Origin of the sequence: Sinorhizobium arboris LMG 14919, from assembly GCF_000427465.1 — a bacterium.
Lineage (GTDB): Bacteria > Pseudomonadota > Alphaproteobacteria > Rhizobiales > Rhizobiaceae > Sinorhizobium > Sinorhizobium arboris.
On sequence record NZ_KE386497.1, the window covers coordinates 328,613 to 348,790 of the forward strand.

Consider the following 20,178-nt stretch of genomic DNA (forward strand, 5'->3'; position numbering starts at 1 on the left):
AGGTTACGCAGAGATCTCACGGTGACGCCTGCATGAGGTCGGCTGTTCATGGAGGTATCCTGCTCAATCAATGCCGTGCGGAGTTGTCCTGAGCGAAGCAAGTGCTGTGCCGACCCAGAAAAGCCGTTTAAAAACAGTGGGACCGCTCTGATAGCCAGTGCTTTGTGTCCGACGTAGTCAGAAAGCCGACAACGAGTGCATCGACGCGAGCTTCGCAACCGAGCCCAAGCCACCCCTCGTGCGCGGCGCCTGACCCCGAGAAGTTACCGGTGTCATAGTCATGCCGCGGATGGTGCGTGACGTTTCCCGGCGTCAGTCATTCATCTCGAACAGGTGGCGATACTGCCGCGGCTGGCATCGCAAATATTGATCGGGTGCCCGCACCCGTTCTCCGAAATGGGCAGCCGCATGCCACGGCCAGCGCGGATCGTAAAGTATGGCACGAGCAATCGCGATCAGATCCGCGTCACCCATGGTCAGTATAGCCTCTGCCTGCTCGAAATCCGTGATTAGTCCGACCGCGATGACGGGAACCCGCACCGCTTGCTTTACCGCTCGCGCGAAAGGCACTTGATAACTGGGACCGAGGGCTATCTGCTGGTGATTGGATAAGCCTCCGGACGAAACGTGGATGGCGGAGCAACCCCGCGCTTCAATTTCCTTGCAGAACTCGACCGTCTGATCGACGTCCCAGCCGCCCTCAGCCCAATCGGTTGCTGAAACCCGTACAGTGACGGGCTTTTCTGGAGAAAATGCATCACGGACTGCTTCGAAAACCTCCAAAGGGAAGCGCATCCTGTTTTCAAGGCTTCCACCGTACTCATCAGTGCGTAGATTGGATAGCGGTGAAAGAAACTGATGCAGAAGATAGCCATGAGCAGCATGGATCTGTATTGCATCCAAACCGATGGACGCGGCGCGTCGAGTGGCATCGGCGAAAGCGGCTCGGACCCTAACGAGTCCCGCACGGTCAAGGGCGTGCGGTGGATCGTAGGACTCTCGGAAAGGAACGGCACTCGGAGCTACGGTTTTCCATCCATTCGCCTGGTGAGGAGCGATTTGAAGGCGGCCTTTCCACGGCGCGTCTGTAGATGCTTTCCGCCCGGCATGCCCGAGTTGTATCGCAATCGGCGTGTCCGACCACCGCCGTAGGCTGGCAAGCACTCGCCCCATCGCAACTTGGCATGCGTCGGAATAGAGACCGAGATCGCGATAAGAGATACGACCTTCGGGCGATACGGCAGTGGCCTCGATTGTCACTACCGCGACACCTGATAATGCCAGGTTCCCGAGGTGGATTAGGTGCCAATCGTTCATCTCACCGTCTACCGCGGAAAACTGGCACATCGGTGCGGCTACGACCCGGTTCCTGAGTTCTAGGGATCCGATTTTGAACGGAGAGAACAGCTTAGTTCCACTCATTCTGCTTCTCCAACGTGTGGCTCTTCCCGTGACAATCGGGTCGCGTGCTCTGCGGTCGTTCACTCGGTGAAGCGTTCGGCTCGGCCATCTGTGTTGCTGGCCGGTGTTATCGAACTCCATCTTGCCAATGACGTTCGCCTTCGTGTTCACGCCTTCGTCAATCAAAACGAGCCCTTGAGCCCGAAGGAGATCGACATCGACTCGAAGTTTGCCCCGGCCTCATCCTTTGTCCGGGCGTAGCGTATGCCCTCCGCGGTGTCGTCTATTTGCATGTCACCGCGTTTGTGAAACACCCGCTCGAACGAACCGGACAGATAGAGCGAAGCACCTGGAGTCAACGCGTAGTTGACCGCAACGGTAGCGCCGATAGTCGGCGACGGATCCATGTCGTTATGGTAACGCAGATCGCGCAACCAGTGATCGTCGATCTCCTTGATACCGAAGCTCAAGCCGCCCTGAATGCCGCCGCTGATCGTAAGATCGCCCAGGACACGTTCGCCGCTCAGGCTGACGAAGCCAACCGGAATTTTTTGTCGGAAGCTGATGCCGCGTTCCCCGTCTGCCCATGCCACAGGTAAATTGCGGAAACCATCCTCGTTCGAATAGAGGCCCGACCCGCCGTAGGCCGTCCACTGGACGTCGGTGTAGCGGAAACCGGCGCCGACCGCGAAACTGCTGGTCTCATTGCCGTAAATGATCCGGTCCAATTCGATCGCTCCGTCGACATAGTGGTCAAGTTCGGTATCGGGAGAGATAGAGCGGTGGCTCCAGTCATCGTGCCCACGGCTCAGCCAATCGAAGTCAACCATGTGACCGTTGCCGTCGGTGCCGAAGTTGACGCTGCCCTTCAAGCTCCAGTCGTCGTCGATCTGCGCGTCAAAACCGAGGGTGAAAAGGGTCACCCCCTTGCTCTCCCAGTTCAGCTGGCTGCACTTGTGGCCCTTGCTGACCCAACCCGACTCTGTGCACGCGCTGGCGCCGGGATAGACAAATTCCTGGGCCTTGATGTTGGCAAGGCCAATTCCGCCAAAAACGATGAGATTGCCATCGTCCGAGGAAAACAGAACGTCGTCTGCGGCGGCGAATGACGGGGTGGCCATCAGAAAACAGGAAGTGACTACGGATCCGACAATGACGCACTTTGTAAGCTGACCGCGTAGTTCGTCCAGCGCCTCCGTGTTGGGCCTGAGCTTCCTCGCCTCAGCCGATTGTGGGGCATCTGACTTGCGCTCTGCCTGCGCCACCGGTGTTGATGGACCGGCTTCGCGCTGCTGTCGGGCGGCAGCGCGCGCCAGACCGTTCGGCGACTGCACATATGTTTGGAGCATGTTGTTGTCCTTTGCTGGGAAGCCCGAAGTTTCAGGACCGGGCAGGAGCGCGGCGTGGAGACGCTCGACGATCCGCTGAGCCGGTGGAAACTTCCAGGCGAGCGGTGAAAACGTCGGCCTACCGCCCGCACCTCAACGATTTCGCACCGCCAGTCGGTGTCAGAGGGCGGGGCGACCGGGCGGCTTGTTGCCAGCCCTCGGCCGCCGGAAGTTTTTGGCACGCCGCACATCAGGCAGTGTTTACCGCTACAAACTTAGCCATTCCGAGTCCAAGCGGAGGCGGGCTTTGCTTGACACTGATCTCCGGGCGGTGGCTGGCATGGCTGCATGGAGGAACTCCTGCTAAGTCGTGAGGTAGGGTTGTTGCCCATTGCCGAAGCAACTGCCGCGCCAACCAGAAAACCATTTCCAAACAACGGGATCACTCTTATAGCGCGGTGTCTCATGTCGGACATATTGTCAAAACGCCGACAAATGTGTGCAACTGCTGTCATGTCCCTGGCACCTTATCAGATCGTCCGATTTATCTGCCGGTAGCGATTTTTGCTCTCAGGAGCCTGAATGCGAAGCGGCGGCGCAGAATCCCATCCAGATTGCCGCCCTGGATCGGCGCGATACAGCTGATAGATGCGGTTTACGCGGACGGCTCTCCCTCCCGCCTGAGCAGCACGAATAGTCGCCCGTAGCCGATGCCCCGTCGCTCGTTGGCGAGATCGCGCAGCTTCTCTCGCAGTTCGGGCTCCGATGGTCGGCGTGACCGATAGCGCACCATCTTCCGGTCAGCGGATATAATCTGGCAGGCCCGCCGCTCCGAGAGATCCATGACGGACTTCAGATGCACGACGGCTTCACGCTTGGCGGCAGGCCCTACCATTAATGGGATGGTCCGCCCTCCGCCTCGCTCATCATGAGGCGGTCAATTCAATGGAGGAAGCAAATGGCTCATCGCAATCTGCCGCGGCCGGCGGCGGTCTATGGGATGTTGGGAACGGCGTGCGCCGATCATCATGGCTTGGCTGCAACCGCAGTTCACTCGCGAGAGGCCGGATACATTTACGCAACTGGAATCGTCATTACCGCGTCACGACCCCTTGCACGGACTCTCGATAACCGTCGGGCTTATCTCTTCCGGCTAATCATCCGTTGAGAGACACCGTTTCGCCGGAACCTGACGTCAGTCAACTTTACCGGACTTGAAAAGCATTTATCTACGCAGTGGATCATTGCCATCCAAACAAACCGTTTTGGCAATCTTCCGAACGCCGATAGAGAGAGAGTTGACTTCAACTGGAAGGCAATAGGGCGAACGTCGTTTGCGAGCGCTGTTAGAGGTGGTCTGAAGCCGGGAACGACCTTCGGTCTATCGGCTTATGACGCTCCCGGCGAAACACTGGGAATTTGTGCTTTGGCGGCCAAGGACGTGATTGCGCGGGAATTCCAATCATCGAAACCGACCCGCGGCGCGCGGCGGCAGAGACACTGCCGGAGCGATCGCGCATGGTTTCCTGTCGCTGCTTCCGCGACGAACGCCTGGCTTGCCTGCAAAAGTTCACAAAAGATCACGCCACGAGGTCCACAAGTCTGCAGTAAAGGATTTCATATCAATGGCCTTTTCATTCTCCACATTAATTCGAATCATCACCTTCACCGTCATAACCGCCATCGTGAGCGTGCAGCCTTCGACAGCGGATGATCTGTCCGCCCCGCAGCAGTGGCCGAGAACCCCCTTATCACGAGTAGAAGCCCTTGCGGTTCTTCAGACTCTGAACGCGAATCTCCTCAGCAATGCCAGTGCGACGCTGACGCTCGATCGCTGGTGTGCCGCGCATAAGCTTGCACCACCGGGCTCCAAGATCGTAGCAAAACGTGTACAGGGACACGACAAGCCAGCCAACGTTCATATTCGTGAATTGCTGCACGTCGGGCCGAACGAGCCGATCGTCTATCGCCATGTCCGCCTAGCATGCGGTGATCGCATCCTTTCGGAAGCAGAGAACTGGTATGTGCCTGCAAGACTGACAGCCGAAATGAACGAGGCGCTGAATACGACTGATATCTCGTTTGGTCGAGCCGTTCGGTCCTTGAACTTCACCCGAACCAACTTAACGGCCAAACTGCTTTGGTCCCCTCTCCCCGAAGGCTGGGACATGTCAGCCGAATTACCACTGCCGAGCTTAGGGTCTTTGACCCCACCGCCATTCCTTCTCGAGCATCATGCAGTGCTGAAGTTGCAAGATGGCACGCCTTTTGCTGCGTTGGTCGAAAGCTATAGGAAAGATGTGCTCGAATTTCCGGCTCCCCAGCTATTGCCGCAATAAACCTGATGGATTGGCTGCCGACTCGCCGTTAGCCCGGAGGTGAAAAGCCGGACGCCATTCGAAAAACACCGGACAGCTACTGTCATGTCCTTGGCACTTTATCGCAATGACCTCGTCGCAGAAGGCGTTCACGAGCTTTGCTCGGACGCAGAAATCAGGAAGAGACGATCGCATCGGGCGAAACTAGGGCTTCCATGAAACCGATCGAGTTGTCTATTTCCGCAAACCACTGGCCTGATTTCGTCCCACCACGCTTAGAGTGTCATTTCGACCTCAGCCGGAACCGACCCCTTTTAAGGAGTTGTTGGCATGCGCGTAGAAAACCATAATCGCGATGTGATCGGTGTGTCGGTCGCTCCCACGCACCTTGATAATCTGTCTTCTGCGATTCTGCAGCAGGGGGGGATGGCGCGAGTGTCGCTGCCAGGCGATGTGGTGACCTGGGCGGCAGGCGGTCACCAGACGCTCAGGCGGATACTTTCCGACCAGCGTTTCAACAGGGACTGGCGACAGTGGCGGGCGCTGCAGGACGGCGAGATTCCCGAGGATCATCCGCTAATCGGGATGTGCAAAGTGGACAACATGGTCACGGCGCATGGCGCCGATCACCGGCGCTTGCGCGGCCTGCTGTCCAGGAGCTTCCCGCCCAGTCGTATCGCCTTGCTGGCGCCACGGATCGAACAATGGGTCGATCGACTCCTGGCCGAGATGGCGCAGCGCGGCGGCAGTGCCGATCTGATGTGCGAGTTCGCCGTTCCGTTGCCCACCAACGTGATCGCCGAACTGTTCGGTTTGCCGGACGAACAGCGCGAGGAGATCGTCGCGCTCACCTACAGCCTGGCCAACACCTCCGCCACAGCCGCAGAGGTGCGACAGACGCGGCAGCGCATCCCGGAGTTCTTCCGTCGCCTCATCGCGCTCAAGCGGGGCCAGCTCGGCGACGATCTGGCTTCGGCCCTGATCGTCGCGCGCGACAACGGCGAGCTCGTTTCCGACACCGAGCTCATCGACATGCTGTTCATGGTGCTCTCTGCGGGCTTCGTGACCACCACCGGCGTCATCGGCAATGGCGTGCTGGCATTGTTGACGCATCCGCAGCAACTGCACCTGGTGCGCGCCGGCCAAGTTCCGTGGTCACAGGCGATCGAGGAGATCCTGCGCTGGGGCAGCTCAGTGGCCAATCTGCCGTTCCGCTATGCCACCGAGGACGTGGAGATCGACGGATGCATGGTCCGCCGCGGCGACGCCGTCCTGATGGCGTTCCATGCGGCGAACCGGGACGAAAAGGCCTTCGGTCCCGGCGCCGACAGGTTCGATGTCACCCGGCGGCACAACCCGCACCTGTCGTTCGGCGAGGGGCCGCATTTCTGCCTGGGGGCTGCGCTGGCGCGCCTGGAATTGCGCTGCGCCTTCCCCGCGCTGTTCGCGCGGCTGGAGGATCTGGCGCTGACCATCGCCGCGGAGGACGTCGTCTACATGCCGTCTTACGTCATTCGCTGCCCGCAGCGCCTGCCGGTCACCTTCCGCCCTTCCATCGCTTAGAGAGTGCGGCATTCACTCCGGATTCGGTGATGCTCGGTTCGCCGGGGTGGCTGGTCTCGCACGAGCGGGGCATGCCCGGTTACGCACGATCGTGGCGCCGGCCTTCAGCAACCGCAGGGTGAAGCTGCTCGCGCAGCAAGTCGAGGCGATCGCCGCGCAGTTGTTCGAGACGCTGGCGGCCCAGCCCCAGCCCGCCGACCTGCGGCGCCACCTCTCCTTTCCGCTTCCGGCCATGGTCATCAGCGCGCTGATGGGCGAATGCGCAAAGCACCGAGCTGCTGAGCGAAGCCGAGCGGGAACGACTACTGGGATTCCCGGCGGACCGTAACGACTTGGCCCGACTTTACACCTTTGAGCCCGGCGACCTCGATCTGATCTGGCGTCGCCAAGAGGACCGCAATCGCCTCGACGTAGCCCTTCAGCTTGCGCTGTTTCGCCACCCATGAAGCCGATCGAGTTGTCTATTTCCGCACCCCACTGGCCTGATTTCGTCCCACCACGCTTAGAGTGTCATTTCGCCCTCAGCCAGAACCGACCAAACCTACTGTCGAGTTTGTCGCGTCCGCGACATGGTGATGTTCGGCCCGGGCGTGCCCGCGCTCGGTTAAGACATTGAAGGATGTGCAGAGCAGCTTATCTGAGGCGCTCCCTGCGTAGTTGGTATGATCCTTGCTGCCCTAGTTGTACGGCGGCACACGCCGGCATGCCCTTCCATCGCTTAGAGAGTGGAATGCCACCATGTCCGAACAACCCTTGCCGACGCTGCCGATGTGGCGCGTCGATCACATGGAGCCCTCGCCCGAGATGTTGGCGCTACGCGCCAACGGTCCGATCCACCGCGTGCGCTTCCCGTCCGGGCACGAAGGCTGGTGGGTGACAGGCTATGACGAGGCCAAGGCGGTGCTGTCCGACGCGGCGTTCCGACCCGCGGGAATGCCGCCGGCGGCATTCACCCCTGATTGTGTGATTCTCGGTTCGCCGGGGTGGCTGGTCTCGCACGAGGGGGACGAGCATGCCCGGTTACGTACGATCGTGGCGCCGGCCTTCAGCGACCGCAGGGTGAAGCTGCTCGCGCAGCAAGTCGAGACGATCGCCGCGCAGTTGTTCGAGACGCTGGCGGCCCAGCCCCAGCCCGCCGACCTGCGGCGCCACCTCTCCTTTCCGCTTCCGGCCATGGTCATCAGCGCGCTGATGGGCGTGCTCTACGAGGATCACGCCTTTTTCGCCAGGCTCTCCGACGAGGTGATGACGCACCAGCATGAGAGCGGCCCGCGCAGCGCGTCCCGTCTGGCCTGGGAACAACTGCGCGCCTACATTCGCGGCAAGATGCGGGAAAAGCGCCAGGATCCGGGTGACAACCTGCTGACGGATCTGCTCGCGGCGGTCGACCGGGGCAAGGCGACCGAGGAAGAGGCGATCGGCCTGGCGGCGGGCATGCTGGTGGCGGGGCACGAGAGCACCGTCGCGCAGATCGAATTCGGCCTGCTGGCCATGTTCCGCCATCCGCAACAGCGCGAACGCCTGGTCGGCGATCCATCCCTGGTGGACAAGGCGGTGGAGGAAATCCTGCGCATGTACCCGCCGGGCGCTGGCTGGGACGGCATCATGCGTTATCCGAGGACCGACGTGACCATCGCGGGCGTGCATATTCCCGCGGAGAGCAAGGTGCTGGTCGGCCTGCCGGCGACGTCGTTCGATCCGCGCCATTTCGACGACCCGGAAATCTTCGACATCGGACGCGAAGAAAAGCCGCACCTGGCGTTCTCCTACGGGCCGCACTACTGCATCGGCATGGCGCTGGCCAGACTGGAACTCAAGGTGGTGTTCGGTTCGATCTTCCAGCGCTTTCCCGCGCTGCGCCTGGCCGTGGCGCCCGAAGAACTGAAGTTGCGCAAGGAGATCATCACTGGCGGGTTCGAGGAGTTGCCGGTGCTCTGGTGATGCGCGGACGCCGCCGGGAATCGCGATCTTCTCGGCAATTTGCCGGCGCGCCTGGCGCGTGCCGGTCAGATCAGCCAGCCAACAGGTAACCAAGATGGACGTCCAAGAAACCACGGCAGCATGCCGGGACGCCTTCGCCGAACTGGCGTCGCCAGCGTGCATCCACGACCCGTATCCGTTCATGCGGTGGTTGCGCGAGCACGATCCGGTGCATCGCGCGGCGTCGGGCCTCTTTCTGTTGAGCCGCCACGCCGACATCTACTGGGCGCTCCAGGCCACGGGCGATACGTTTCGGGGACCGGCGCCGGGCGAACTGGCGCGCTATTTCCCGCGTGCGGCGACCAGCCTGTCGCTCAATCTGCTGGCGTCCACGCTAGCGATGAAGGACCCACCGACGCATACGCGTCTGCGCCGGCTGATCTCGCGCGATTTCACCATGTGCCAGATCGACAACCTGCGGCCTAGCATCGCGCGCATCGTCGCAGCGCGCCTGGACGGCATGGCGCCCGCGCTGGAGCGCGGGGAGGCAGTGGACCTGCATCGGGAATTCGCGCTGGCCTTGCCCATGCTGGTCTTCGCCGAACTGTTCGGCATGCCCCAGGACGACATGTTCGGGCTCGCCGCCGGGATCGGCGCCATTATGGAAGGCCTGGGCCCGCACGCCAGCGATCCCCAGCTCGCAGCGGCGGACGCGGCCAGCGCCAGGGTGCAGGCCTACTTTGGCGACCTCATACAGCGCAAGCGCACCGATCCCCGCCAGGACATCGTGTCGATGCTGGTCGGCGCACACGACGACGATGCTGACACGCTGTCGGATGCGGAGTTGATCAGCATGCTGTGGGGCATGCTGCTGGGCGGCTTCGCCACCACTGCTGCGACCATCGACCATGCGGTCCTGACGATGCTGGCGTATCCCGAACAGCGGCACTGGCTGCAGGGAGACGCCGTGGGGGTGAAGGCATTCGTCGAAGAAGTCCTGCGCTGCGACGCGCCCGCCATGTTCAGCTCCATTCCGCGTATCGCCCAGCGCGACATCGAACTGGGCGGCGTGGTGATCCCGAAGAACGCGGACGTGCGCGTGCTGATCGCGGCCGGCAATCGCGACCCGGACGCCTTCGCCGATCCCGACCGCTTCGATCCCGCGCGGTTCTATGGCACCAGTCCTGGCATGTCGACCGACGGGAAGATCATGCTGAGCTTCGGCCACGGCATCCATTTCTGCCTAGGCGCGCAACTGGCCCGGGTGCAGTTGGCCGAGAGCCTGCCTCGGATCCAGGCGCGCTTCCCCACGCTGACATTGGCCGAGCAGCCGACCCGGGAGCCTTCCGCGTTCCTTAGGACGTTCCGCGCGCTGCCGGTGCGGCTGCATGCGCAGGGGGAGCTGAGATGCGCGTCGTGATCGACCAGGATCTGTGCGGAACCACCGGGCAGTGCGTGCTGACGCTGCCGGGCACCTTTCGCCAGCGCGAACCGGACGGCGTGGCCGAAGTGTGCGTGGCGACGGTCCCGCAGGCGCTGCACGCCGTCGTGCGGCTCGCGGCGAGCCAGTGCCCGGTCGCCGCCATTCGGGTCATCGAAAGCGACGCTGGCGATGACGCGCGCGCCAGCGCCGACCCTGCGCGTTGTCCGGCGGAGGCCGAGCGGCATGCCGCGAAAGACCAAAGCAATCCAGGAGGACACGATGGGACGGTTTGAAGGCAAGGTGGCCGTGGTGACCGGCGCCGGCGCCGGCATCGGCAAGGCATGCGCCCTCGCCATCGCGCGCGAGGGCGGCAGAGTGGTGGTGGCCGACATTGATGGCTCGGCGGCCATCGCCTGCACGGAGCAGATCGCGGCCGAAGCGGGCCACGCGCTGGCCCTGGCCATGGACATCGCCGATGCGCAGGCGGTGGCAGCGCTGTTCGAGACGGCGGAGCGGCACTTCGGTGGGCTGGACCTGCTGGTGAACAACGCGAGCGCCATGCATCTGACCCCGCGCGACCGCACGATCCTCGACCTGGACCTGGCGGTCTGGGATCAGACCATGGCGACCAATCTGCGCGGCACGCTGCTCTGCTGCCGGCAGGCCATCCCACGGATGATCGCCCGCGGCGGTGGCGCGATCGTCAACATGTCGTCGTGCCAGGGACTCAGCGGTGACACCGCGCAGACGTCCTACGCCGCGTCGAAGGCGGCGATGAACATGCTGTCGGCCTCGCTCGCCACCCAGTACGGTCATGCGCAGATCCGCTGCAACGCGGTTGCGCCGGGTCTCATCATGACCGAGCGTCTCCTTGCCAAGCTGGACGAGTGCATGCAACGGCATCTGCGCCGGCACCAACTCCTGCCGCGCGTTGGCCGCCCCGAGGACGTGGCCGCGCTGGTGGCGTTCCTGCTCTCCGACGATGCTGCGTTCATCACCGGCCAGGTCGTGTGCATCGACGGCGGCATGCTGGCGCATGTGCCGACGTACGCCGACGGTGGCAACAGCCCCGCCGCGCGGCCTGCCGGCGACACCGCCGAAGCGGAGCGCTGCTGATGGACATGCTGCTCAACCCGCTGGACCGTCGGCACCGACTGCGGCACGGCATCCCGGTCGTGCCCGGCGCTTTCCCCCTTGTCGGGCATCTTCCCGCCATCGTCTGCGACCTGCCGCGCCTGCTGCAGCGCGCGGAACGGATGCTGGGCAGCCATTTCTGGCTGGATTTCGGCCCTGCCGGACACCAGATGACCTGCATGGATCCGGATGCGTTCGCACTGCTCCGGCACAAGGATATGTCCTCGGCGCTGATCGAAGAGATCGCGCCCGAATTGCTTGGCGGAACGTTGGTCGCCCAGGACGGCCGCGCGCACCGGCAGGCGCGCGATGCGATCAAGACGGCGTTTTTGCCCAAGGGGCTGACCCAGGCCGGCATCGGCGACCTGTTCGCGCCCGTCATCCGGGCGCGGGTGCAGGCGTGGCGCGACCGCGGCGACGTAACCATCCTGCGCGAGACCGGGGACCTGATGCTGAAGCTCATCTTCAGCCTCATGGGGATCCCCGCGCAGGACCTGCCGGGATGGCACCGCAAGTACCGGCAACTGCTGCAGTTGATCGTTGCGCCCCGGATCGACCTGCCCGGACTGCCCTTGCGGCGCGGCCGCGCCGCCCGCGACTGGATCGACGCGCAGTTGCACCAGTTCGTCCGCGACGCGCGCGCGCATGCCGCGCGCACCGGGTTGATCAACGACATGGTGAGCGCCTTCGATCGCAGCGACGATGCGCTCTCCGATGACGTCCTGGTCGCCAATATCCGCGTGCTGCTGCTTGCCGGTCACGACACCACCGCCTCGACGATGGCCTGGATGGTAATCGAGCTGGCGCGGCAGCCTGTGCTGTGGGACGCCCTGGTCGAGGAGGCGCAACGTGTGGGCGCGGTGCCGACCCAACACGCGGACCTGGCGCAGTGTCCGGTCGCGGAGGCGCTGTTCCGCGAGACGCTGCGCATGCATCCGTCGGTCACGCTCCTGCCGCGTCGCGCGCTGCAGGAATTGCAACTCGGCCAACGGCGCATTCCCGCGGGCACCGATCTGTGCATCCCGCTGCTGCATTTCTCGACCTCGGCGCTGCTGCACGAGGCGCCTGGTCAGTTCCGCCTGGAGCGGTGGCTGCAACGAACGGAGCCGATCCGGCCGGTGGACATGCTGCAGTTCGGTTCCGGCCCACACGTCTGCATCGGCTACCACCTGGTATGGCTGGAACTGGTGCAGTTCTGCATCGCCTTGGCGCTGACCATGCACAAGGCCGGGGTGCGGCCGCGGTTGCTGAGCGGCGTCGAAAAAGGCCGGCGCTATTACCCGACCGCACATCCGTCCATGACAATCCGCATCGGATTCTCATGAGCAGGCGTCGCATGCCCCGTGTGGCTAGGCAGCGGCACCGGCGGCGCGCGGCATTGCTGCACTCGGCGCGCGCGCTCGGTGCGACGCCGGCAACACCGCGGCGGCTCGCCGCTCGTCGTGGCCGTCTCCTGTCAGGTACAAGGACATGAACAACGTGCAGACCGGTATCACGCCCCACGACGACCGAACTGACGTTTCCGCCCTCGGCGGAATGGGCGCGCGGGCGCGCGGCGCATCCGGCAGGCTGCTGACGGAGATCTGGATGCAGGACGGCGCAAAGCGGGTCGAACAGGCGCTGGCGCGTCTTCTCTGCGCCGAAGACGACGGTGAGACCGAGCTGATGGCGGCGATGCGCTACGCCACCTTGCATGGCGCGAAGCGCACCCGCGCCTTGCTCTGTCTGGCTGCCGGCACGCTGGCCGACACGCCGGCGCACATGCTCGACGACGTCGGCGCCGCCATCGAGATGATGCACGCTTGTACCCTGGTCCACGACGACCTGCCCGCGATGGACGACGACGTGCTTCGCCGCGGCCTTCCGACCGTGCACGTCAAGTTCGGCGAAGCCACTGCGATCCTGGTCGGCGATGCGCTGCAGGCGCACGCCTTCCTGACCCTGGCGAGCCTGGATGCGCCGGGCGACAATCGTATCGCGCTCGTGCGCGAACTGGCGCAGGCGGTGTCCGCCGAGGGTGCTGCGGGCGGGCAGGCCATGGATCTGTCGCTGGTCGGAAAGCACGTCGAGCTGGACAGGATCGTGGCGATGCACCGGATGAAGAGCGGAGCGCTGGTGCGCGCGTCCGTTCGCATGGGCGCGCTATGCGCCGTCGCGGAGGATGCCGCGCACGCTGCGCTGTACTGTGCGCTCGATCGCTACGGCGCCTGTTTCGGCCTGGCGTTGCAGGTGGTCGACGACATTCTAGACGCGACAGCGGATACCGTGACGCTGGGCAAGACCTCCGGCAAGGACGCGGCGGCGCAGAAGCCGACCTGCGCGTCGATCATGGGGGTGCAGGCAGCGCGCCAGTTCGCGCTGGATCTGTTGCGCGACGCCGGGGAGGCCCTCGCCCCGCTGGGGCCGCGTGCGGAACGGTTGGCGCAGATGCTGCAGCGGGCCAACGCGTATCTGTTCAAGCACGCGCCATGCGCATGAGCGCGCCCGTCCGCATGGTCCCAGTGCCGCTGCGACCGGCCAGCGGCAGCGGTGCATGCTGCACTGTGTCCGAGTCCGCGCCGACGTGCGTCGGCGTCTGCCTGATCCTGGTTCTCGTCAACCGTCTGCAGAAGGAACATCCCGCGTGAACGCGCTGTCCGAACAGATCCTTTCCGAATTGCGCCACCTGCTGAGCGGGATGAGCGACGGCGGCAGCGTCGGTCCGTCCGTCTACGACACGGCGCGAACTCTGCAGTTCCACGGCAACGTCACCGGTCGGCAGGACGCATACGCGTGGCTGATCGCACAGCAACAGGCCGATGGCGGGTGGGGAAGCGCGGACTTCCCGCTGTTCCGCCATGCGCCCACGTGGGCGGCGTTGCTGGCATTGCAGCGTGCCGACCCTCTTCCCGGCGCTGCCGACGCAGTCCAGGCTGCAACCCGGTTCCTCGAGCGCCAGCCCGATCCCTACGCGCATGCGGTGCCGGAAGACGCGCCGATCGGCGCGGAGCTGATCCTGCCGCAGTTGTGCGGCGAGGCCGCATCCTTGCCGGGCGGCGTGGCGTTTCCGCGCCACCCGGCGCTGTTGCCGTTGCGGCAAGCGTGCCTGGTCAAGCTGGGGGCGGTGGCGACGTTGCCGAGCGGCCATCCGTTGCTGCACTCCTGGGAAGCCTGGGGGACGTCGCCGACCACCGCGTGTCCGGATGACGACGGCAGCATCGGCATCAGTCCGGCGGCCACCGCCGCGTGGCGTGCGCACGCCGTGAGAAAGGGGAGCACACCGCAGCTCGGGCGCGCCGACGCGTATCTGCAGGCGGCATCGCGGGCGACGCGCAGCGGCATCGAAGGTGTCGTTCCCAACGTCTGGCCAATCAATGTGTTCGAGCCATGCTGGTCGCTGTACACCCTGCATCTGGCCGGGCTGTTCGCGCATCCCGCGCTCGCCGAGGCGGTGCGCGTGATCGTCGCGCAGCTCGATGCCCGCCTGGGCGTGCGCGGTCTGGGCCCGGCCTTGCACTTCGCGGCCGATGGGGACGACACCGCCGTCGCGTTATGCGTCCTGCGCCTCGCGGGCCGCGAACCGGCGGTCGATGCGTTGCGCCATTTCGAAATCGGCGAGCTGTTCGTCACCTTCCCCGGCGAGCGCAACGCGTCGGTGTCGACCAACATCCATGCCCTGCATGCGTTGCGACTGTTGGGAAAGCCCCGCCGCTGGCACCAGCGCCTACGTCGAGGCCAATCGCAACCCGCACGGTCTATGGGACAACGAAAAATGGCACGTTTCGTGGCTGTATCCCACCGCGCATGCGGTCGCTGCGCTGGCACAAGGCAAGCCCCAGTGGCGCGACGAGCGCGCGCTGGCGGCGCTGCTGCAGGCGCAGCGCGACGACGGCGGCTGGGGCGCCGGTCGCGCGTCCACATTCGAGGAAACCGCCTATGCGCTGTTCGCGTTGCACGTGATGGACGGGAGCGAAGAGCCGACGGGGCGCCGGCGCATCGCGCAGGCGGTGGCGCGTGCGCTGGAGTGGATGCTCGCCCGCCATGCCGCGCATGCATTGCCGCAGATGCCGCTGTGGATCGGCAAGGAACTGTATTGCCCCACCCGGGTCGTGCGCGTGGCCGAACTCGCCGGGTTGTGGCTGGCGCTTCATTGGGGGCGGCGCGTTCTGGCCGAGGGAGCAGGAGCGGCGCCATGATCCAGACCGAGCGCGCGCTGCAGCAGGTGCTGGAGTGGGGGCGTTCCCTGACCGGGTTCGCCGACGAGCATGCCGTGGAAGCGGTCAGGGGCGGCCAGTACATCCTGCAGCGCATCCACCGGAGCCTGCGCGACACCAGCGCCCGCACCGGCCGCGATCCGCAGGACGAAACGCTGATCGTGGCGTTCTATCGCGAACTGGCGCTGCTGTTCTGGCTCGACGATTGCAACGACCTTGGCCTGATCGCGCCGGAGCAGCTTGCCGCGGTGGAGCAGGCGCTGGGACAGGGCGTGCCGTGCGCTCTCCCCGGATTCGAGGGCTGCGCTGTGCTGCGCGCTTCGCTCGCCGCGCTCGCCTACGATCGTCGCGAGTATGATCAGCTTCTCGACGATACCCGGTGCTATTGCGCGGCGCTGCGCGCCGGACACGCGCAGGCGGCAGGGGCGGAACGCTGGTCCTACGCCGAGTATCTGCACAACGGCGTCGATTCGATCGCCTACGCGAACGTGTTCTGTTGCCTGTCGTTGCTGTGGGGGCTGGGCATGGCGACCTTGCGTGCGCGTCCGGCGTTTCGCCAGGTCCTGCGGCTCATCTCCGCGATAGGGCGCCTGCAGAACGATCTGCATGGACGCGACAAGGACAGGTCGGCCGGCGAGGCCGACAACGCTGCGATCCTGCTGCTGCAGCGCTATCCGGCTATGCCTGTGGTGGAGTTCCTCAACGACGAGCTGGCCGGCCATACGCGCATGCTGCACCGGGTGATGGCGGAAGAACGATTTCCCGCGCCGTGGGGATCCTTGATCGAGGCCATGGCCGCCATCCGCGCGCAGTACTACCAGACCTCGACCAGCCGCTACCGCAGCGACGCTGCGGGGGAAGGCCAGCGTGCGCCGGCCTGAACGCGCGGGAGGCGGCGGGCGCACGCTGCCATCGGTCCGATCCGACGCAACGGCGCCCGATGCGACGGATGGAGCGAGCATGAGCGACATCGCCCTGAGCCGGCGCAAGGACGACCATCTGGACATCGTGCTGGATCGGCGAACGGCGCCCGCCACGGTCGCCGCCGGCTGGGAGTACATCCGTTTCGAACACTGCGCATGCCCGACCTGACGCAGATCGACCTGTGCGCCTAGCTGCTGGGCAAGACCGTGCGCGCGCCGCTGCTGATCAGCTCCATGACCGGCCGTATGCCACGCGCCGAGGCCATCAACCGGCATCTGAGCGAGGCAGCGCAAGCCTTGGGGATCGCCCTGTGCGTCGGTCCGCAGCGAGGGTATCGCGGCTTCGGAGACGTCACCGTCATCTCGGACTAAGCCGAAGCCTCAAGCGGCGGCCTCAAGCGATGCCGAAGGCGACAGCCCACATTATTCGGTTCACATCGCCATGAAGACTCAGCCATGCAGCAGATCGCACCTTGATCCGCTTCCATCTCTAACCGTGACGAGGAACTGCTTACGATGGGTTGGGACTCAGAGCCTGCCGAATTCGAAGAATTCAGGAGCCAACCTTGTATAAAGTTTACCGTTCGGGAATTTATTTGCCCAAGATATCACCCCGCCGCGTTAATTTTCCCGTTCGGGAAAATTGATCTCGACAGAGCCCCAAGTATGCTGCTATTTTCCCGAGCGGGAAATACTAATGGCGAAACGGGTACAAACTCCATCTGATATCGGCGCCCTGGTCCGAAGTGCACGCAAGGAGCAAAACTTGCGGCAGGACGAACTTGCCGGCGTTGCTGGCGTCGGGCTCCGGTTCATTGTCGATCTCGAGGCGGGCAAGCCGACAGCTCAGATAGGAAAAGTCTTGCAGGTTCTGCAAACGCTCGGCTGTTCGATCGATATTCTGGCCCCTGGTGAACGCAGACAATGACGGCAAGGGTTCTCAACGTCTGGTGGGATGGTCGAATTGTCGGGCAATTCACCCAGGATCGCCACGGCGATATCGGCTTCGCCTACGCTGAAGCCTGGATTGATGATGAAAGCACACTTCCGCTTTCAGCCTCCCTCCCGAAGCGCCCGGAGCGTTTTTCGCGTCGTGAATGCAGACCATTTTTTGGCGGCCTGCTGCCCGAAGAAAGCCAGCGCCTGGTTGCAGCGCAAGCATTGGGCGTCTCACCTGCAAATGATTTCGCGCTACTCGATCGCTTGGGCGGCGATGTTGCCGGCGCTCTTCAACTCTTGCCGCACGATCAGGAACCCATAGAGACAGGACCGATTGCGGACCAGCAGCCGATGCCTCTGGACGACGCAGGAATCGTTCGCGTGCTAGACGCACTTCCTAGGCGGCCGCTACTGGCCGGCGAGGAAGGCTTGAGACTATCGTTGGCCGGCGCGCAATCGAAAGTGCCAGTTGTTCTGATTGACGGGCGGATCGCGCTTCCGCTTCCCGGCCAGGCGACCACGCACATACTTAAGCCGCCGATCGCGCGCTTCCCAGGGACGACCGAAAACGAAGCCTTCGTTATGAAGCTCGGCGCCACAATCGGGCTAGACGTCGCCCCCGTCAAACCGCGGTCTGCGGAAGGACGCTCGTTTCTTCTGGTCGAAAGATATGACCGTGTCCGCGATGCCAGCGGCGTCGTGCGCCGCATACACCAGGAAGATTTTTGCCAGGCGCTAGGCGTGCCTCCTGAAACGAAATACGCCAGCGAAGGCGGGCCGACATTCAAGGACTGTTTTGAGCTGTTGCGGCGAGTATCAGCGCGCCCCGCTACAGATGTGTTGAAGCTGTTGGACGCCGCAATCTTCAACCTGGTTGTCGGAAACGCCGACGCCCACGGCAAGAATTTCTCGATCCTCTACGACGATCATGGACCGAGATTGGCTCCGCTGTACGATCTGCTTTCTACGGTCGCCTATCCAGACCTTTCACCGAAGATGGCCATGAGGATCGGGAAACGTGCCACGCTTGCCGAGATGGACGCGGATGGATGGCAGGCTTTTGCAAAGGAAGCCGGAGTTGGTTTACCTTTGGTACGCCGCCGAATTACAGACTTGGTCGACTCCACTGCTGAAGCAGTAGCGAGAGTATTGCAAGACCTCCCAAACCTCTGCATCGATTCCGCTGCGATAAATCACTTTGCGGACTTGATCGCCGGCCGCACCAAACTCGTCGGGTTGTCGATTTAGCAGAACTGCGGAGTGCAACCCTAAAAGGCGTTGTTTCACTACCAACCGAATTCCGCGATCAGATTAGCTATACATCCAACACTTCGGCAGCGCATCCCCGCCCGACCTCTGCGTCGTCCGTACTGCCGGCCCAAGCATTTGATGAACCAGCCGCTGTCTTCCACGTTGGGATCGGGCACAAAAATAGGCCACGCCTTTCCGGAGGCCAGATCGGGATGCCGCGTCTCATCTTCGGTGCGCCGCTTTCGTCGCGGACGCGGTCGATTTCGCGAGGCACGCGCGCGGCGGAGTCGCGAGAACCGCCATCCTCCATCGTCGCTAAGGGCTTCCGCCGAAGTTCGGTCGCTGCAACGGGAGGCACGACGAACGCACCGCGCCAGTGTTCGGATGGAATATGGTCCGTGAGGGCGTATCTCCTCGTTACAGCTCTCGTAGCGTGCGCTGACCGAGTCGAATCGCCGGCTCCGCACCGCGTCGCCCAGACTGTCGGGTTTGTCGTGTCTGCGACACGCTGTTGTTGGCCGGGCCGACCGCCGCATTCTCATTGAAGCCGTTAAATATCATGCCAGGACGGCTCTTGCTGTGCAGTTGGCATGCTTCTTGAACCTCTCTCTTCGCGCGGCGTCAGAGCAGCTACCGACGAGCGCACTGCTGATCGTTTCAGCGCTAAACAGGAGCCAAAAATGAAAACCAAGAGATAGCCTATGGGGTGACCGAACTGACTCCCGAAGACGCATCTAGAACTTCAGGAGGACTGCTGGGATCATGTCGCAGCGGATCGCCCTGACGATCTTAGTCACCTGCGACTTCAATCCCGCCAACTAGTTGATGAGGGTGAAGGTGTGTGTGGTCGGGGTTCGCCGGATGAGGAAACAATCGGCGGAGCAACATCTGGAACTCCGGCGCGACGGTCGCGTCGACAGGTTGCAGACAAGTTCGCGCTATCTCGACATGCTGCGCAACCTCAACCGCATCAACACCCATATCGTCTCCGTCACACACACTCGACGAGAGGCGTTTGCTGATCGAAAGCAGGAGGCGTGATGCCGACTGATAACACGACCCGTTCCGCTCCGTCCGAGCTGATGAAGGTACCTGACCAGCGCTTGAAGGATAAGGTCATCGCCCAATACGGCGCGGTGTGCGTGAGGCCGAATCCGAAGGCAGAGAACGACATTCAAGTTCTGCTTATCACCAGCCGAGGCAGTCGCCGGTGGGTCATCCCCAAAGGTTGCCGTATGCCCAGGAAAAAGCCGCATGAGGTTGCCCGACAAGAAGCGTGGGAAGAAGCCGGGGTTCGGGGGCAGGTGAAAAAGAAACCTGTCGGGCACTACACCTATGTCAAGAAACTGAGGGGACCAGGAGCAGCGCCCGCCCTCGTCCAGGTTCACTTGCTAAATGTCTCAGAGCTCGAACAAGACTATCCGGAGATGGGGCAACGCGAGCTTCAGTGGTTCTCGCCAGAGGAGGCAGCCTGCGCAGTCGACGAACCCGAACTCAAGAGGCTTCTTCGAGGGATCCGGAAGCTTTACAAAAAGGCCTGAAGGCCGCGCTTGCATGATGTTCCTACCGCTAGAGAGACTAAACATCTCCAGATTTTGTTGACGATGTTCGTCGCACGCGCGGTCTCAGGACTATTGACGAAATTCAACAGCTGACGACGCGAGGCAATGGTCTTCGACCGTCTTCGCAGCTGATGCCGCCAGTGTGCGACTTGGAACAGGAAACGTCATCCTCCTTGATCGGCGACAACAATATCGACAACCGCCGAGGCTCTAATCGCCGTTA

The 20,178-nt window shown here is 63.3% G+C and carries 15 protein-coding genes and 6 pseudogenes; 17 read left to right on the plus strand and 4 right to left on the minus strand.

What is annotated here, in order from left to right; genetic code table 11:
• Window positions 1-312: 312 nt before the first annotated feature.
• The 3 genes and pseudogenes from SINAR_RS0130395 to SINAR_RS0130405 form a co-directional block, all read right to left on the minus strand.
• Window positions 313-1,422: an NADH:flavin oxidoreductase/NADH oxidase gene (locus SINAR_RS0130395; RefSeq protein WP_028002550.1), complete on the minus strand. Its 1,110-nt coding sequence runs from the start codon at window positions 1,420-1,422 to the stop codon at window positions 313-315.
• 161 nt (window positions 1,423-1,583) lie between these two features.
• A complete protein-coding gene (locus SINAR_RS0130400) occupies window positions 1,584-2,750 on the minus strand; it encodes an omptin family outer membrane protease (protein WP_234710689.1) in 1,167 nt (388 codons plus the stop codon).
• A gap of 605 nt (window positions 2,751-3,355) precedes the next feature.
• Window positions 3,356-3,624: pseudogene (locus tag SINAR_RS0130405) on the minus strand (IS3 family transposase); the annotation flags it as partial.
• 730 nt (window positions 3,625-4,354) lie between these two features.
• Here SINAR_RS0130405 and SINAR_RS1000000136090 point away from each other — a divergent pair.
• The 15 genes and pseudogenes from SINAR_RS1000000136090 to SINAR_RS0130505 all read left to right on the plus strand — a co-directional run bounded on the left by SINAR_RS1000000136090 (window position 4,355) and on the right by SINAR_RS0130505 (window position 18,390).
• Window positions 4,355-5,068: a DNA-binding transcriptional response regulator gene (locus tag SINAR_RS1000000136090; protein ID WP_084617827.1), complete on the plus strand. Its 714-nt coding sequence runs from the start codon at window positions 4,355-4,357 to the stop codon at window positions 5,066-5,068.
• A 309-nt stretch (window positions 5,069-5,377) separates the two neighbouring features.
• Window positions 5,378-6,610, plus strand: coding sequence for a cytochrome P450 family protein (locus SINAR_RS0130420; protein WP_028002554.1), 1,233 nt, complete (start codon window positions 5,378-5,380; stop codon window positions 6,608-6,610).
• Window positions 6,577-6,866, plus strand: a pseudogene (locus tag SINAR_RS1000000136095) (cytochrome P450); the annotation flags it as partial. The gene SINAR_RS0130420 and the pseudogene SINAR_RS1000000136095, both read left to right, overlap by 34 nt.
• A 76-nt stretch (window positions 6,867-6,942) precedes the next feature.
• A complete protein-coding gene (locus SINAR_RS1000000138580; protein WP_419761337.1) occupies window positions 6,943-7,056 on the plus strand; it encodes a DUF4158 domain-containing protein in 114 nt (37 codons plus the stop codon).
• Window positions 7,057-7,348: 292 nt separating this feature from the next.
• Window positions 7,349-8,551 carry a cytochrome P450 gene (locus tag SINAR_RS0130435; RefSeq protein WP_028002555.1) on the plus strand — a complete coding sequence of 401 codons (1,203 nt, stop codon included), beginning with the start codon at window positions 7,349-7,351 and terminating at the stop codon, window positions 8,549-8,551.
• 94 nt (window positions 8,552-8,645) lie between these two features.
• Window positions 8,646-9,950: a cytochrome P450 gene (locus tag SINAR_RS0130440; RefSeq protein ID WP_028002556.1), complete on the plus strand. Its 1,305-nt coding sequence runs from the start codon at window positions 8,646-8,648 to the stop codon at window positions 9,948-9,950.
• Complete coding sequence (locus SINAR_RS0130445) at window positions 9,938-10,246, plus strand: ferredoxin (protein ID WP_028002557.1); 309 nt, start codon at window positions 9,938-9,940, stop codon at window positions 10,244-10,246. The genes SINAR_RS0130440 and SINAR_RS0130445 overlap by 13 nt, the downstream gene beginning before the upstream one ends.
• Window positions 10,233-11,069: an SDR family oxidoreductase gene (locus SINAR_RS0130450; protein ID WP_028002558.1), complete on the plus strand. Its 837-nt coding sequence runs from the start codon at window positions 10,233-10,235 to the stop codon at window positions 11,067-11,069. Before SINAR_RS0130445 ends, SINAR_RS0130450 begins: the two co-directional genes overlap by 14 nt.
• Entirely contained in the window at window positions 11,069-12,412 is a 1,344-nt protein-coding gene (locus SINAR_RS0130455; RefSeq protein ID WP_028002559.1) for a cytochrome P450, read from the plus strand. Before SINAR_RS0130450 ends, SINAR_RS0130455 begins: the two co-directional genes overlap by 1 nt.
• A gap of 145 nt (window positions 12,413-12,557) precedes the next feature.
• Window positions 12,558-13,565 carry a polyprenyl synthetase family protein gene (locus tag SINAR_RS0130460; RefSeq protein WP_209439320.1) on the plus strand — a complete coding sequence of 336 codons (1,008 nt, stop codon included), beginning with the start codon at window positions 12,558-12,560 and terminating at the stop codon, window positions 13,563-13,565.
• Between the two features lie 145 nt (window positions 13,566-13,710).
• Window positions 13,711-15,262, plus strand: a pseudogene (locus tag SINAR_RS01000000134260) (hypothetical protein).
• On the plus strand, window positions 15,259-16,161 hold the full coding sequence (locus tag SINAR_RS0130485) for a terpene synthase family protein (protein WP_028002564.1): 903 nt from the start codon (window positions 15,259-15,261) through the stop codon (window positions 16,159-16,161). Before SINAR_RS01000000134260 ends, SINAR_RS0130485 begins: the two are co-directional and overlap by 4 nt.
• Window positions 16,162-16,240: 79 nt before the next feature.
• Window positions 16,241-16,610: pseudogene (locus SINAR_RS1000000136105) on the plus strand (type 2 isopentenyl-diphosphate Delta-isomerase); the annotation flags it as partial.
• Between the two features lie 290 nt (window positions 16,611-16,900).
• Window positions 16,901-17,131, plus strand: a complete 231-nt coding sequence (locus SINAR_RS0130500) for a helix-turn-helix transcriptional regulator (protein ID WP_028002566.1) — start codon at window positions 16,901-16,903, stop codon at window positions 17,129-17,131.
• A complete protein-coding gene (locus tag SINAR_RS0130505) occupies window positions 17,128-18,390 on the plus strand; it encodes a type II toxin-antitoxin system HipA family toxin (RefSeq protein ID WP_028002567.1) in 1,263 nt (420 codons plus the stop codon). Before SINAR_RS0130500 ends, SINAR_RS0130505 begins: the two co-directional genes overlap by 4 nt.
• 67 nt (window positions 18,391-18,457) lie before the next feature.
• Here the strand turns inward: SINAR_RS0130505 and SINAR_RS1000000138585 are convergent.
• A pseudogene (locus SINAR_RS1000000138585) lies at window positions 18,458-18,790 on the minus strand (hypothetical protein); the annotation flags it as partial.
• 374 nt (window positions 18,791-19,164) lie between these two features.
• Here SINAR_RS1000000138585 and SINAR_RS1000000137995 point away from each other — a divergent pair.
• Window positions 19,165-19,444, plus strand: a pseudogene (locus SINAR_RS1000000137995) (Na/Pi cotransporter family protein); the annotation flags it as partial.
• Window positions 19,434-19,934, plus strand: coding sequence for an NUDIX hydrolase (locus SINAR_RS0130515; protein ID WP_028002569.1), 501 nt, complete (start codon window positions 19,434-19,436; stop codon window positions 19,932-19,934). The pseudogene SINAR_RS1000000137995 and the gene SINAR_RS0130515, both read left to right, overlap by 11 nt.
• Window positions 19,935-20,178 lie beyond the last annotated feature (244 nt).